The sequence below is a fragment of the Aminiphilus sp. genome (genome assembly GCF_029975095.1).
Lineage (GTDB): Bacteria > Synergistota > Synergistia > Synergistales > Aminiphilaceae > Aminiphilus.
This window is the reverse complement of sequence record NZ_JARKPW010000186.1, coordinates 40,072-54,994: the sequence shown is the minus strand read 5'-3', so window position 1 is coordinate 54,994 and position 14,923 is coordinate 40,072. Positions and strand designations below refer to the sequence as shown.

Sequence of the window (14,923 nt, the reverse complement as noted above, 5' to 3'; positions counted from 1 at the left end):
TTTGGCTGCGGTGATGTTTACTCGCTCTGGAGAAAAGGATAGGTGAAATCCCTGGGCGGAAGAAGCAGTTCCTTGATGGTGCGCAGGGATGTCCAGCGAAGCAGGTTGTAGGATGACCCCACCTTGTCGTCGGTCCCCGAGGCGCGCGCGCCGCCGAAGGGCTGGTCTCCCACCATGGCGCCGGTGGTCTTGTCGTTGATGTAGAAATTGCCTGCCGCATGGCGCAGAAGATCCTCCGCGGCAAGGATGGCCTGCCGGTCCGTGGCGAAGATGCTTCCCGTCAATCCGTAGGGAGATGTGGCGTCGCAGAGGCAGAGCGTTTCCTCGTATTTTTCGTCGTCGTAGAGATAGACAGTCAGCACGGGGCCGAAGAGCTCCTCCTCCATGAGGCGGAATTTCGGGTCCGTCGTGAGGATCACCGTGGGTTCCACGAAGAATCCCCTGCTGTCGTCACAAGTACCCCCGTAGACGATTGTCGCGTCCTGGTGGTTTTTCGCGTAGGCGATGCTCGAACGAAGCGTCTCATAGGATGTTTTGTCGATAACCGCGCCCATGAAATTTCCGAAATCCTCGATATCGCCCACCTTGACCCGGGAGAGCTGGGAGTGCAGCTCCTCCTCGATGCTTCCCCAGAGGGATTTCGGGATGTAGGCCCGGGACGTGGCGGAACATTTCTGCCCCTGGTATTCGAAGGCGCCCCGGACGAGTGCGGTTGCCACGACCTGCGGGTCCGCCGACGCGTGCACCATGGCGAAATCCTTTCCTCCGGTTTCACCCACGAGGCGAGGGTAGTTTTTGTAGGTTTCGATGTTCGCCGCCACGGTTTTCCAGATCCGCCGGAAAGCCCCGGTGGAGCCGGTGAAGTGGACTCCCGCGAGATCGGGATGGGTCAGCAGCAGCTCCATATCCTTGGAGTCGCCGGGGAGGAAGTTGATGACTCCGTCCGGAAGCCCCGCCTCAAGGAAGACCCGCATGACGAAGTGGGAGGAAAAAACACCCGTGGAAGCGGGTTTCCAGAGGATCGTGTTGCCCATGAGAGCTGGCGATGCGGAGAGATTACCGCCGATGGCGGTGAAATTGAAGGGGCTGACGGCGAAGACGAATCCCTCGAGAGGGCGGTAGTCGAGCCTGTTCCAGGCGCCTTCTCCCTGATGGCCGGGCTGGACCGAATAGATCTGACGCATGTTGTGCACGCCGAAGCGAAGAAAATCCGAGAGTTCGCACGCGGCTTCGATTTCCGCCTGGTGGGCGGTCTTGCTCTGTCCGAGCATCGTCGCCGCGTTCAATGTCATGCGGTAGGGTCCGGAGATCAGCTCCGCGGCACGAAGAAATACGGAGGCCCTGTGGTGCCAGGGAGTCCTGGACCATGTTTCCCATGCCGCCCGGGAAGCCTCCACGGCCTGCCGGAGTTCCTCCGGGCCCGCCTTGTGATAGGTGGCGAGCACTGTGCCATGTTCGTGGGGAATTCGAATTTCCCCCAGTCTGCCGGTGCGGATTTCTTTTCCGCCGATCACGAGAGGAATTTCAAGATGCAGAGAGCGCAGCTCCTTCAGTGAACGACGCAGGGCTTCCCGCTCCGGGGAGCCCTGCGCGTAGGAAAGGACCGGTTCGTTTTTCGGCGGCGGAACGACAATAACTCCGTTCATGAGATTTCCGACCTCCCAATTTTTTCGTATCGGCACACACTCTCTCCGAAAGAGTGCAATGTGGGCAACCGTGTACCGGGAAGGATGATACATCGGGTCTGGAAAAAATGCAAGTGAGTTGCATTGCATCCAAAATATCTGAAAAACGAAGGAGTTTATCCGGATCATGACTTGGGAAACCCCAGCCTGGGAAGAGTAACACGAGGCCGATCGGTTCCATATGTGGCTCGGAGAATTTTTCGGGAGAAGCGTGCCTCTCGGAGTGCGTGGTGTGTCGGGAATGAAGGCTCCGGTGGAGGACGTCATGGAGAGGGTTCTCTGTTCGTGCGGAAGGCAGTCCTCTTTCTGTACGTGGAGCGGTGGTGTGAAGTGGATTCCAGGTCCGATTCGGGTGTGTCTCGCTGTGGGAAAGTCGAAGCACTCCCTTGCCTTTGGCCTGTCGCCGGGAAAGGACCCATCCCATTCGACGGGGATCTGTCGGCAACACCGATGCCCCGGAGAGGTCTCGGGCCTTGTGGAGGCATATGGAATGCTTTTACATGCCCTATGTGCATTTCAAGGGGAGTACTCAGGCCAGGATGGCGTCGTCATGGTTACGGCAAAAGGGGGGAGGCTGCGGTTGCGGATGCCGCAGCCTCCAGTGGCATAAGGGCACCAAACAAAAAAAGCCCACTTCCCCGCGCAGGAAGTGGGCATGCCCACATCGTGTCCTCCTTTCCAGCGGGAGGCATACCCGTTTCCGGATATACCCTATTGGCTCGCGTTCCATGGGTGTCACCTTTAGGAAATGCGAACTCGGAGGTTTTACGATATCGTTTTTGCTCACGGCGTACCTTACCGGAAACGACAGGGCTTTGTCAAGCCTTGTGTTCTCATCGGAATGTCAGGGCATCTTGCCTTTTTTCCCGTTTTTCCGAAGCGCCGGAAAACGTTTTTACGGAAAGAGCGCGTCCATGATTTGGGGCGGTCCGCCCCGTTTTCCGATGCGGTGTGTTGGTTCACTCCCTTTAGCTTCGATTGTTGCGAGGGGATGACCTGTCTTGTCCCCGGCGGTTTCTTTACACAAGATGACGCACACGACCTCTACATTCCGGGATGCCCTCTCGTGGTGTGACCGGAAAAGCGGGAGATCGTGCGACGATCTCCCGCTCGTCTTCGCTCGGTGTCGCGGGTTTCCGGAGCCGGATCGGCGAACCTCGCCCGGGAAATCACTCCCGGAAGATGCGGGTCCCCACGTGCTCTCCCGCGAGGGCTCTGGTGATGTTTCCCTCCTCCATGCCGTTCACGATCTGGATGTGCTCCAGCACCTCGCTGCGCTGAAGGATTTCCAGGCAGGGGCGTTCCACCACCAGATCGTCCTGGTCCTTGTCGAGGAGTGTTTTCGCGCCGATCTCAGGAATGAACGTCGCCTTGGGGTCCTTTTTGGGATCGTCCGTAAAGAGCCCCTTTTCGTCCTTGATGAAGATGCAGGAGCGTGCTCCGATAAGATCCGCCAGGAGAATCGTTCCCACGTCCGTGCGATAGATGGGGATGCGTCCCGTCTCCGGAGGGATGGCGAAGTAGTCGTAGGGGGGCATTCCGTGCATGACGGGAATGCACCCTTGACTGAAATAGGTGGAGAGCTTCACGATCTCGTCGTGGCCGATCTTGATGCCTCCCCAGGGAGAGAGGAGCATGGCCACGAGGAGGGCGTTCTGCTCCGAGACGGAGCTGCCGAATTTCGCGATGACCCCCGTGGGCATGCCCAGCTCGAGGCCGATGGCGTAGATATGTCGACTCCTGGTTCCTCCGCCGGTGGTGAGAAGCATCTTGTGTTTCGCCTTGTTGGCCGTGATTTCCCGGATGATGCCCGGCAGGGCTTTCACTCCCCGGTCGCAGATGGATTGCCCGCCGACCTTGAGAACGTGCACGTCGGGAAAGAGGCGTACCTGAGGTGCCAGGGGGAGAGATTCCACGAAACGTTTGCTCACGAGGCTTTCCCCCATGAGTTTGCTCTTCACGTGAAGACGTTTGCCGTCTCGGTCCCGCTGCAAAGCCATCGTCGATCTCCTTTCGCGACAGAAGCGACGGGCGGAGCGCTTCCGCGCGCCGCCCGCGATGTGTGTCAATGCGGTGGTGTTATTCCACGTCCTTGGGGCCGCCGCCGCACCCTTCGCCGGAACCACCCTCGAGTTTCACGAGTTCGGCGCCGGCCTCCCGGGCGATCTGCTCCAGTTCCTGTCTGCGCAGATGTTGTGCGAAGAACGCCACATCTGCCCCCAGAGCCGCGACGACACGAAAACGGGGGCGTCGCTCCTTTTCCTCGATTTTTCGCCGTTCCCTGTAGAAAATTTTCCCTGCCACGGTAATCCCCCCTTGGTTCTCTCGTCTTTCAATCCGGAACGTGTTCGTCCGGTGTGCCGCCGGGCTTTGCCGCCGTTGTCCGCCTTTCCCGGCGAAGGGCGGGACGGTGGATGCCGTCGTCCTCAAGGATGTGCAGGACCGCGCAGCCACCGAGAAGCATGGGACGCAGCCATCCCCCGGTGACGACAGGAGTTTTCGGGGCTGGTGTCGCGGCATCCCGGTCGAGAAGACACACGTGAATGCCTGAGGCTTCCAGTTCCTCCACGGAGGTTGTCTCGGGAAGCGACCGGAGGCGACTGAATTCGATGAAACGTCCGTTCCATCCCCGGGCGGTGAGCCCAACTGCCGCTGCAGCGCCGATGACGCCTCCGTTCGTGCCGCCGTGTCCGGAAAGGTGCGCCTCTCCTGCCGCCCGATAGGCTTCCGCCTGGGTCACGACGGAGCGGGTTGCCAGAGCTCCGAACACCGCCAAGGTGGCGAGGGCGGGGTCGTCTTCACAGGCGACACAGAGCCCCGGGTCGCTTCCGGGAAGGGCGAGGTGTTCCAGATGTATCACGGCGAGCCGGATGAGTTCGGGGAGGATGCCCCGCCCCGGGGCGTCAACGACGGCACAGGCGGAACTGTTATGGGACGTGTAGGGGATCTCCGGTGCCACCAGAAGTTGCTGGCGAACCACCCCCCATAGGGTACATCCTTCCGGAAGCGCATCGCCGAACCAGCGGACGAGCTTTCCCGTACCCCGATCCGCGTCGGGCATGTCTGTGTCGTCGAAACCCAGATAGACTCGTACCGCCATACGGTTCCTCCTCGCCGGCAGTTCCGGCGTGTTGTGTCGTATTTTGATCGCTTTTAAAAAGAGTGTAGCATACCGACTTGTTTTTCGGAACGGCGATGCCCGTTGATTGCGCCGCGAGGAAAAAAGCACGCTTTTCGGAGCAACGCGCCGGAAAATGGTCCGTCGTTTCGGGAATGTGTTACGGAAAATGTATACGAAGGGATTGACGCGCTTCGATGGGGAGCGATAGGATAAACCGTTCTTCGGAGGATCGCGGTCCGGCTCGGGGCGGCGGAAAATCCGAGACGGAGGAGTTTTCGCAAAATATGCTGGAGGTGTTGTGTTTGAGTTCGCTGAGTCTGATTATTTCCTTCGCTCCATGGATGGTGCTGAAATTCGTTTCGAACCTGCCCTTTGCGGACCCGCTGACGATGCTGAAGATCGCCCTTTCGCTCGCGGCCATGATCAGCCTGTATCAGTCGCTGAGGAGTTCCGTCCGGGGATTCATCTTCTGGGGGACCATCGCCTTCTTCGCCTTCAGCCTCGTCTCGGTGGTGGCGCTGACGAACATGTGGGTCATCTCCCACCTCGGGCTTCTCGCCCAGTTGAACCTGAACGTCATCGCCTGGGGATCGCTGCTGTGCAGGCGCCCTTTCACGATTGATTACGCCAAGCTGCACGTGCCGCAGGAGCTGTGGACCCATCCGCGGTTTCTGCGCAAGAACTATCTCATCACGGGGATCTGGGGAGTCTATTTCCTTCTCGGCCTTGCCTTGGCCGAGATTCGGATCTACGAGCCACAGGTGAGCCATATCCTGCTCGAGGTACTCGACAACGGCCTCATGCTCGGGGCGGTGCTGCTCACCTCTCATTTTTCGAAAAAAGGAAAAGGGGCATACACGCCCTCCGAATCGGGCGAATCCGTTCCCGCGTCGGCGGATTGAGCCGCGAGAGCCGCGGGTTTTTCTCTCGGGCGGTGCGGGGAACTCCCGCGTGTTTGCGGGCCCGATGCGGTTTTCGGGAGACAAAAGATGGAAGAGGGGTTCCCACTCAAGGGAACCCCTCTTCTGTTTCTGTCGTGTCTTCGTAGGATCTTCTCCTGCGCTGTGCCATCCCGGAGAACAGGTTCCGCCGTCCGCGGCCCGACCTGGATTTTCCTCCGGCTTGTCTCTCCGCCTCTAGGGCAGAATGGCGAAAACCCTGGCGGGGAACCCCGAGCCGAAGAAGGGCTTGGGGAATGTGACCACCACGAGGGCGCCTGCTTCGGGGACCTTGTCCAGGTTGGCGAGCAGTTCGATCTGGTATTTGTCCTGGCCGAGAATGTAGGCCTCGCAGGAGTAGTCTCCCTTGGAGGTGGAGACGCCCGGATCGGTGTCGGTGGTCTCGTGGCCGGAGGCGGTGATCTTCCGCTCCTCGTAGAGGTATTTCAGTGCGTCGAGACTCCAGCCCGGATAGTGGGCGGTTTCGTCCTCTCCGGCATTGCGCATGGCCGCCGGATCGGGCCAGCGCTTGGACCAGTCGGTGCGCAGCGCCGCGAAGGCTCCCTCGGGAATCGGGCCGTGTTTCTTTTCCCAGGCTTTCACGTCCTCAAGGGTGAGCACGTAGTCGGGATTGGCCGCGACCTGTTCGTGCACGTCGAACACCACGAGGGGGAGCAGCATCTCCTTCACGTCGATCTGGTCGATGGTACGCAGTCCCTTGATGAAATGCGCGGGAGGATCACAGTGCGTTCCCCACTGTCCCACGTGGCAGAAGACCTGGGCGAAAAAGCCGTGCCCCACGGAGCCGACGCCCTTGTCGTACCAGTAGATGGTCTCGCGTTTTTCCGCGGGAAAGCCCGGCCAGTGGGGGATGTCCGGATCGAAGGCGTGGGTGAGATCGACGAACTCCTTTGTCTTGAGGATCCGGTAGATCTCCGAGAGGGAAGGTTCCGCTGCGGTGGCGTTTCCCGCGAGGACAAGCAGGAGGGCAAAAGCCGCCAGCAAAGCGAGAAGCCGCAACAGCGCGCCGTTTGCCCCGCGAGGATGCGTGGCCTGGAAGAGGAACATGATTCTTCATCACCTCCATGAACGATAGGGCTCTTCTTTCCGAATCTCCGACTGCGTCTCTGAAGGGGTTCTCCGTACTCCCTTCCATGTGCGGGCGTCCCCTCGCGGGGGGAGAACGTCCCTCGGCAAGGGATTTCTTCCGGAGGTCCCGGGAACGATGATGTCCGCGGAACCGGAATCCTGCGCCGGAATTGCCCCCCTAAAAGCCGCTGGGGCAGCGTTCTCAATGTTTTCCGATGTGACGCGCATCGTCCTCCTCTCCCGTCGCTGTCGTTCCTTTCTTTGTGTTCTTTTCAGGAGAACCAACAGACTCGGTGTCGGAAAATCATAGCAGAACGATGCCGCAACATGCAAGAAGACGGAGTGTCGTGGCAGTTGGAAGAGGCGCTCTTGCGGACAGATCTTGTCCGTACCCTTCCGTTCTCCGGAAAAACCGTGAGAAGGAAGCGTGATCCGGACACGAGCGTGACGAAAAAAGAACGAGCGGGGCTCCTTTCGGATGCCCCGCTCCGGCGTCGAACGGATCCGGACCGATCCGAACCGGTTGGTCTACTTTCCCTTCGGTTTTTCGTATGTGGTGGGACCCGAAGGCCACGAGGTGGTCTCCAGCCATTCCCGGGGATAGCCCAGGGGTTGGCCGATCCTGCCGCCTTCCGTGAGCAGCCCGTCGTTGTACTTCACGATGAGCCCCTCCGCGAGGTCCCACCATTTCGCCAGTGTCTCCGCGGTGTTGCGTTCCCCGAAGTCCGTGAGGAACTCCCGGGCTTTCGCGGGGTCTGTCCGGTGGAGGTCGAGAGCCTTTCGTTCGACGATTTCCAGGTTTGCGAGGAAGGCTGTTTCGAGCTGTTCCTGCAGGGCGGCGATCTCCTTGTGCATGTAGCTGTACTTGAGTCCCGCGTAGTTCGCCAGGAAATTGATGGTCCACCAGGCGCTCTCCCGGGAGAATTTCGTCGTGTCGCAGACCTCCACGGAGCGGGGCAGTCCGTTCACCCCCACGTGAAAGGGGAGGAACACCGTGTCCGACGGTTTGTCCAGGCCGAGCCACATGCGGCCCCCGATGGGGGCGGGCAGCCATCCCCGGGCCTGGTTCACGAAAACATAGCCGCAATAGGTGACGGAGAGAGGACGCTCCCACGCGCCGTCGAGCTTCCGCGAGGGGTCGCCCACGTCGCCCGCACCGTCGTAAGGACCGTAGAAACGATCGGGGTAGCCGAAGGGGCCGGCGGCGACGCCCTGGGTGAGGTCGAACTCCGTCCCTTCGTAATGGTCGCGGTGAAGACGCATCACGTCACGGACGGAGAGTTTTCTGTCGGGCTTGACCGAGAAGGGATACTCCCGGGTGAACCCGTCCTCCACCCAGGGAGAGAAGTTTTTCGACGGGGCAACCAGAGAGAACACCCGCCACACTCTCCGGAGGGAGTAATAGGGATGGTTGTATTCGCCGAGGCTCACCGTTTTCAGCCAGTCGAGCTTCCCATCCTCGGGTTTCCACCAGCCGTGTTTCTTCGCCACCTCGTGGAGGTTTTTCGAGTACATCATGTCCGGATCGTCCGGATCGACCTCCCGGATGCGGAACTGGTTCGCCGCAACGAAGATCTCTCCGTCGGGAACCTTCTTCGCCACCCACAGCCCGCCTGTTCCTTCGGGAGACGGGGCCATTTCGATGACCCACCCCTCTTCCGTGTCCGCCACGGGGAGCGTCTCTCCGGTGCCGTACAGCCCGTAGGTCTCGATGAGTTCGCCGATGAGGCGGATGGCCTCCCGGGCGGTGCGGCAGCGCTCCAGGGCGATGCGGGAGAGTTCGGCGGAGTAGAAGATCCGCTTGCCCGGCTCGGGCTCCGGGGAGACCTTCGCGCCGTCGGTGCACTCCCCGAACATGAGCTGGTGTTCGTTCATGATGCCGTAGCTGCCGTCGAAGTAGGCGTAGGTCTCGGCCACCTGAGGAATCCGGCCGAGGGGGACGGACAAGGGACCTCCCGTGTCGTAACCGGGGCCTCTTTCGGCAGTGACCATGCGGGGATAGACGAACGCATTGTACTGGGGAAACTCGCCCATGGCCGCGGCGGTGCAGTAGACGCTCCGCATGGCGCCGGGGGCGAATTTCCGGGCCGGGATGTAGAGAATGCGCTGGTCCATGAGATCGTTGTCGTCCGAGTGGGAGACCATGACCGATCCGTCAGTGGTGGCTCCCTTCGTGACGAGAATGGTGGTGCATCCCTCTCCGACCGTGGCAAGAAAAAGAAACAGTAACGGCAGGAGTAGCGCGGTGGAAAGCCTTCTTTTGTTCATTGAAACTCCCCCTCGTCAATAAGAAACCTGTTTCCAAGTATATTCAACCGACGGAGTTTTTCAAGGCCGGAGGTCTCGCAATTGTCTTGCGGGAGCGTGGGGGAGAATCCGTTCCCTCCCTGGAGGAGCGGCGTTCGTCTGACGTGGAAGGGATCCTTAGCCGCCTTCCGCGGGGCTGTGGTCGGAACATGCGTCGTCCCCCCTGCATGGAAGGGCACCTTGCTCCGCGTCACCGGGAGCGCCCCGACTTGGCGTCGCTCTTCCGTGGAGAGAAAGTCCGTTTGCAGGGGTCGCACGTGCCTCGTTCCGGTGTTGCTTGCCGTGCCCCGCGGAGCAACGTTGCCGGTATGGGATGGACAAGAAGGTGAAAAAAAGCACTTTACTTTTCCCCCTGTCTGGAGGTAGAGTATCGGATGTCTGCGAAACGGGATCAGTTCCGGTTTCAAGGATCTCCCAAAAAACTATCCGATCCGGAGGACGTCCGATGGAGAAGAGACTGGCGGTCATCGTCATCCTCGTAACAAAGAAGGACAACATCCGACAACTGAACCTCATCCTCTCCGACTATGCCCATCTCATCCTTGGTCGCATGGGGTTGCCCATGCGTGAACGCTCGTTGAGCATCATCTCTCTCATCGTGGAGGGAACCACCGACGAACTCGGAGCGCTTGCGGGAAAAATCGGACGACTCGGGGGGATTTCCGTGAAATCGGTTCTGACCAAGACGAAGGAGGCCGATCATGGTGGATCCCCTGAGGAAATCCTTTCTTGACGTAGCCCGTCTGCGGGAACTCAGCAGGCGCACTGCGCCGACCGAGCGGGAAGTGCTTCGCATCCTCGAGAAGGCAAGGGCGCTCAATAGGTTGTCGGTGGAAGAGACCGCAGCGCTCCTGTGCGTAGACTCTCCCGAGATGATCCGCGCGTTGCTCGACGCGGCGGGATATGCCAAGGAAACCATTTACGGGCGGCGCATGGTGCTTTTCGCACCGCTCTATATCGGGAACACCTGTTCGAATTCCTGCCTGTACTGTGCGTTCCGCAAAGAAAACACCCGTCTCCGGCGCGCCGTGCTCACCGCGGATCAGATCCGCACGGAAGCCGAGATGCTGCTCCGCGAGGGACACAAGCGGATCGTGATGCTCTGCGGTGAGTCGAGTGACAATGATCTCGACCATTTTCTCTCGGCCATCCGGACGGTATACGCGACCCGCGTCGGGAAAAACGCCATCCGCCGCATCAATGTGGAAATCGCCCCCCTCGATGTGGCGGGATTCCGTCGCCTGAAAGAGGCGAAAATCGGCACGTATATCTGCTTTCAGGAGACCTATGATCCGGATTTGTACGCGGCGTATCACCCGTCGGGCCCGAAAGCGGACTATCTCAACCGCCTCATGGTGATGGATCGGGCCATGGAGGGCGGCATCGATGACGTGGGTCTGGGGGTTCTCTTCGGATTGGGTGACTACCGCTTCGAAGTCCTGGCTCTGATGGAACACGCCCTCCACCTCGAAGAAACCTTCGGCTGCGGTCCGCACACGGTGAGCGTGCCGCGCATCGAGCCCGCGGAGGGGACTCCCTTCACGGAGCACATTCCCTATGCCGTGTCGGACGATGCTTTCCGGAAGATCATCGCGGTGATCCGCCTCGCCATGCCCTACACGGGAATCATTCTCTCCACACGGGAATCGGAGGGGCTGCGCAACGAGCTTTTCAGGTACGGCGTCAGCCAGATCTCCGCCGGTTCGCGCACGAATCCGGGCGCCTATGCCGACGCGGCGTCGGAGTGTTCGGGAAGCCAGTTCTCCCTCGGGGATCACCGCTCTCTCGACGAGGTGATCGGAACATTGATCGACCAGGAATTCATTCCTTCCTTCTGCACGGGGTGCTACCGAAAGGGACGCGTCGGCCGGGATTTCATGGATCTCGCCAAACCGGGACTCATACAGCGGTTCTGCATGCCGAACGGGCTGTTCACCTTTCAGGAATACCTGGAGGATTTTGCTTCTCCCGCCGTTCGCACAAAGGGAAAAAAGCTCATCGGAAGGCTTGTGGAGGCTGCCCATGAGGAGCAGCGACCGAAGATCGTCGACAACCTGCGCCTGATCGAATCGGGTGAGAGGGACGTGTATTTCTGATGTGGGGGGCGCCGATGAACAGCACCGATCTGCGGACCTTCGCCGAGGGCCGGACTCTCGATGCGCTCCGCGGCGAAGCGAACACTTTCTGCGAGTCGGTCTGGGGCAAGAGGGTCTTTGTGAGAGGACTCATCGAGTTCTCCAATCATTGCGCGAGGAACTGCCTCTACTGCGGCATCCGCGGTGCCAACACCAGGGTGGCCCGCTATCGCCTTTCCTCCGATGAAATCGTCGGGATCGTCCGGGAGGGTTTCCGCCTCGGCATTCGCACCTTCGTCCTGCAGGGAGGCGAGGATCCGTTCCTCTCGGTGCTCGATCATTGCCGCACGGTGGAGCGCATCAAGGATGCGACGGAAGGAACGGCTGCGGTCACCCTGAGCCTCGGCATCCGCTCCCGGAGCGAGTACGCGGCGTTGAAGGCGGCGGGCGCCGACCGCTATCTTCTCCGTTTCGAGACGAGCGACGAGACCCTGCACACCCGCCTGCGCGACGGCGTGCCCTTCGCGGCACGCAGACGGGCTCTGGATGACCTGAAGGAGCTGGACTACGAAGTAGGGTCCGGTTTCATGACCGGACTGCCCGGAGAAACCGAGGAGACGTTCTACGAAAACGTCCTCCTCTGCAAGACCCTCGAACTGGACATGGTGGGCATAGGTCCCTTCATTCCCCATCCGGACACGCCGCTCTGGAGCGACGCACCTCCCTCCCTCGAAAGGACGCTCCGGGCGGTGGCGCTGGTGCGTCTGCTGCTGCCTATGGCGAACATGCCCGCCACGACCGCGGCGGGGTCCATCGATCCTCTCGGGCGAGAAAAGATGCTGCTCTCCGGCGCCAATGTCCTTATGCCCAACCTGTCCCCCTCGGAGGCGAAGCGGCGCTATCTTCTCTATCCCGGCAAGGTGTGCCTGGACGAGGACGGTTCCGCCTGCCTGAGCTGCCTGAGCGCGCGCGTTCTTCGGCTGGGGAAGGAACTGGTCTTCGACCGGGGAGACTCCAGGAGTGCGGAGTTGCGCCATGCGGGATGACGTGACGTTCGGCCCCGAAACCTCCGCCGCGCTGCGCAATTTCGGCGAAGGAAGAACGCCTCCGCCGCTCGTGAGAGCGTTGGCGGAGGTGAAGCTCGCCTGTCTCCGGGCGGTGCAGGAGACGGAGCGGCGATGGTCCCCCGAAGCCTTCGCCGCGCTCGAAGCCGCCTGCGGTGACGTGGCCTCGGGACGGAGGAACGGCCTCTTTCGCCTGCCGCTCTTCCAGGGAGGGGCGGGAACGAGCCTCAACATGAACATGAACGAGGTGCTGGCCTCCCTGGCATGCTCCTTCTGTGCCGGGCAAGACCTGGAGATGCGCTTCGATCCCATTGAGGACATCAACCGCCATCAATCGACCAACGACGTGGTGCCCACCGCCGTCACCATCGCGCTCTATCGGCTGCTCTGTCTCGCGGAGAACCAGGTCATCGCGCTGCAGGAAGCGCTGGTGGAGCGGGAGCGGCAGTTCGAAAATCTTTTGATGGAAGGGCGCACGGAGATGCAGTCCGCGCTGCCCATCACGCTGGGGCAGGTGTTCGGTGCCTGGGCGGGGGCGGTGGAGCGCGACCGCTGGCGGATGAACAAACTGAAGGAGCGCATCCGCACCGTTCCTCTCGGCGGCACGGCCATCGGCACGTGTTTTGCCGCCCCGCGACCGTACATCCACGCGGCGGAGAGGGCGCTCCGGTCCGTCACGCAACTGCCCCTCTGCCGAAGCCAGAACCTTCCGGACGAGACAGCGCATCTCGACAAGTGGGGGGAGCTCGCGAACGGCTTCTCCCTCTGCGCGATCAACCTGTTCAAGATGTGCGGCGATTTTCTGCTCTACACGTCGTCCATGTCCGGCGAGATGGAGCACCCCAAGGTGCAGGCGGGATCGTCGATCATGGCGGCGAAGACGAACCCGGTGCTCCTCGAACACGTGCGCGGCCTCGCGGTGCACATTCAGGGCGAGGCGTGGAAGGTGGGGCAGTACGTCGCCCTGGGGACGCTGCAGTTGAATTCCTATCTGCCCCATCTGTGCGCCTCTCTGCTGGAAGCCGGGAATTCCCTCGTCCGGGCCATTTCCTCCTTCCGCCTTGATTTCCTCGGGGGGCTCCGAGTGAATGCGACGCGGATCGAGCGCAATCTCGCGGGGTCCCTCGCGATGATGAACGCCCTCGGGCCGAAGCTTGGCTACCATTGCGTCAAAAGACTGTACGAGAATGGCGAGGCTCTTCCTGCTTCCCTGGAGGAGCTTGTCGTCCTGGCGGCGGAGGCCACAGGGAAAGCCCCCGAAGAGATTCGGGAACTGCTTTCTCCCGGGTCCCTCGCGGGAATGAACGGAGGCGACGCATGAAAGGCACACCCCTCGCGGAACAGATGCGCATCGTTCTGGCAGGAGACCGCAACAGCGGCAAATCATCGTTGATGAACAACATTTTCGGCAGGGAGATCTCCATCGTTGCGGAGCGCCCCGGCACGACCACCGACCCTGTGACGAAGAGCTTCGAACTCGGCGCTCTCGGTGCCGTTGCGTTTTCCGACACCGCAGGACTCGACGACGACGAGCACGGCATCGGAGAGCTTCGCCGGCGGCGCACGGAGGAAGTGCTTCAGGAAGGACACGTGCTCCTTTTCGTCACGCCGGGGGATCGGCCGCTCTCGGCGTCGGAGAAGGCGCTGCTCGAAAAGGCCCGCGTCCGTGACCGCCCCCTCGTCGTGGTTTACACGTTCGCCGACAGATCCCCGGACCTCTCCAAGGCGGACGCGCTGCGGGGCATGCCGTCGGTGGCGGTGAACAACCTTTCCGGCAGCGGCGTGAACGATCTGCGCAAACTGCTCCTCTCCGTCGCCGAGGAGATCGAGCCGGAGATCTCTCCCGTGGAGGGACTGGTTCACGAGGGGGACCTCGTCCTTCTGGTGACGCCCATCGATCTGGCGGCTCCCAGGGGAAGGCTGATCCTGCCCCAGGTGGAGACCATTCGCGACCTGCTGGACCGGGATTGCGGCGCACTGGTGGTAAAGGAGCGGGAGCTGTTCTCCTTCTACCGCGCCCTTTCGGTGCGTCCCAAAGTGGTGATCTGCGACAGCCAGGTCTTCAGCAAGGTTGCCGCCGACATTCCCGAGGATCAGCCTCTGACGAGTTTCTCGATTCTCTTCGGGCGCAAGAAAGGGGACCTCGTCACGTACATACGGGGTTTACGGGCGCTCTCAGACGTGCCGCCCGGTGCCCGCATTCTCGTGCTGGAATCGTGCAGTCATCATCGGCAGGCGGACGACATCGGCACGGTGAAGATTCCGAGGCTTTTCAAGCAGCTCGTGCGGATGGATGCGGAATTTTCCTTTGCCCGCGATCTTCCGCCCGAGGGGGAACTCGGAAAGTACTTCATGGTGATCACCTGCGCGGGATGCATGGCGACACGCCTGAAGATCGTCCATCGGTTGAACGTTCTGCGGCGGCTGGGTGTGCATGCGATCAACTACGGGCTTTTCCTCGCATGGGCCAACGGGCTCCTGCCGAGAGCGCTCGAACCGTTTCCCTACGAGCACTCCGTCTTCCTGGAGCCTGCGGAGGACTTTCGCCCATGCCCCGGAAAACGGAATGGCATACAGAGTGTCTTGGCGGATGGTGCTTGACGCATATCGGGTGTTGCCGAAAATAAAAGAAAGAGTAGAATGC

Annotated in this window: 12 protein-coding genes and 1 riboswitch; of the genes, 6 read left to right on the top strand and 6 right to left on the bottom strand. The window is 61.0% G+C overall.

Translation table 11 applies throughout. The features are described from left to right. Positions 1-17 precede the first annotated feature (17 nt). The 4 genes from pruA to Q1K49_RS11930 all read right to left on the bottom strand — a co-directional run bounded on the left by pruA (position 18) and on the right by Q1K49_RS11930 (position 4,785). Positions 18-1,646, bottom strand: coding sequence for an L-glutamate gamma-semialdehyde dehydrogenase (gene pruA, locus Q1K49_RS11945; protein ID WP_300526251.1), 1,629 nt, complete (start codon positions 1,644-1,646; stop codon positions 18-20). Between the two features lie 694 nt (positions 1,647-2,340). Beyond that, a riboswitch (molybdenum cofactor riboswitch) is annotated at positions 2,341-2,459 on the bottom strand. A 395-nt stretch (positions 2,460-2,854) separates the two neighbouring features. Next, positions 2,855-3,685, bottom strand: a complete 831-nt coding sequence (locus Q1K49_RS11940) for a uridine kinase (protein WP_300526250.1) — start codon at positions 3,683-3,685, stop codon at positions 2,855-2,857. A gap of 79 nt (positions 3,686-3,764) precedes the next feature. Then, positions 3,765-3,989 carry a hypothetical protein gene (locus tag Q1K49_RS11935; RefSeq protein ID WP_026368981.1) on the bottom strand — a complete coding sequence of 75 codons (225 nt, stop codon included), beginning with the start codon at positions 3,987-3,989 and terminating at the stop codon, positions 3,765-3,767. A gap of 28 nt (positions 3,990-4,017) precedes the next feature. Next, positions 4,018-4,785, bottom strand: coding sequence for a hypothetical protein (locus Q1K49_RS11930; protein WP_300526249.1), 768 nt, complete (start codon positions 4,783-4,785; stop codon positions 4,018-4,020). 323 nt (positions 4,786-5,108) lie between these two features. On the opposite strand from Q1K49_RS11930, the gene Q1K49_RS11925 reads away from it, so the two are divergent. Further along, positions 5,109-5,708: a hypothetical protein gene (locus Q1K49_RS11925; RefSeq protein ID WP_300526248.1), complete on the top strand. Its 600-nt coding sequence runs from the start codon at positions 5,109-5,111 to the stop codon at positions 5,706-5,708. Between the two features lie 234 nt (positions 5,709-5,942). On the opposite strand, the gene Q1K49_RS11920 is transcribed toward Q1K49_RS11925, so the two are convergent. Next, positions 5,943-6,812 carry a cyclase family protein gene (locus tag Q1K49_RS11920; RefSeq protein ID WP_300526247.1) on the bottom strand — a complete coding sequence of 290 codons (870 nt, stop codon included), beginning with the start codon at positions 6,810-6,812 and terminating at the stop codon, positions 5,943-5,945. A 549-nt stretch (positions 6,813-7,361) separates the two neighbouring features. After that, positions 7,362-9,101, bottom strand: a complete 1,740-nt coding sequence (locus tag Q1K49_RS11915; RefSeq protein WP_300526246.1) for a C69 family dipeptidase — start codon at positions 9,099-9,101, stop codon at positions 7,362-7,364. 484 nt (positions 9,102-9,585) lie between these two features. On the opposite strand from Q1K49_RS11915, the gene Q1K49_RS11910 reads away from it, so the two are divergent. Genes Q1K49_RS11910 through hydF form a run of 5 tightly spaced genes read left to right on the top strand, consistent with a single transcriptional unit; the run spans position 9,586 to position 14,880 of the window. After that, complete coding sequence (locus Q1K49_RS11910; RefSeq protein WP_026368987.1) at positions 9,586-9,873, top strand: TM1266 family iron-only hydrogenase system putative regulator; 288 nt, start codon at positions 9,586-9,588, stop codon at positions 9,871-9,873. Beyond that, a complete protein-coding gene (gene hydG / locus Q1K49_RS11905; protein WP_300526245.1) occupies positions 9,842-11,236 on the top strand; it encodes a [FeFe] hydrogenase H-cluster radical SAM maturase HydG in 1,395 nt (464 codons plus the stop codon). The genes Q1K49_RS11910 and hydG overlap by 32 nt, the downstream gene beginning before the upstream one ends. A gap of 14 nt (positions 11,237-11,250) precedes the next feature. Next, on the top strand, positions 11,251-12,261 hold the full coding sequence (gene hydE, locus Q1K49_RS11900; protein WP_300526244.1) for a [FeFe] hydrogenase H-cluster radical SAM maturase HydE: 1,011 nt from the start codon (positions 11,251-11,253) through the stop codon (positions 12,259-12,261). Beyond that, a complete protein-coding gene (locus Q1K49_RS11895; protein WP_300526242.1) occupies positions 12,251-13,600 on the top strand; it encodes a lyase family protein in 1,350 nt (449 codons plus the stop codon). Before hydE ends, Q1K49_RS11895 begins: the two co-directional genes overlap by 11 nt. Continuing rightward, complete coding sequence (gene hydF, locus Q1K49_RS11890) at positions 13,597-14,880, top strand: [FeFe] hydrogenase H-cluster maturation GTPase HydF (protein ID WP_300526241.1); 1,284 nt, start codon at positions 13,597-13,599, stop codon at positions 14,878-14,880. Before Q1K49_RS11895 ends, hydF begins: the two co-directional genes overlap by 4 nt. Positions 14,881-14,923: the final 43 nt, after the last annotated feature.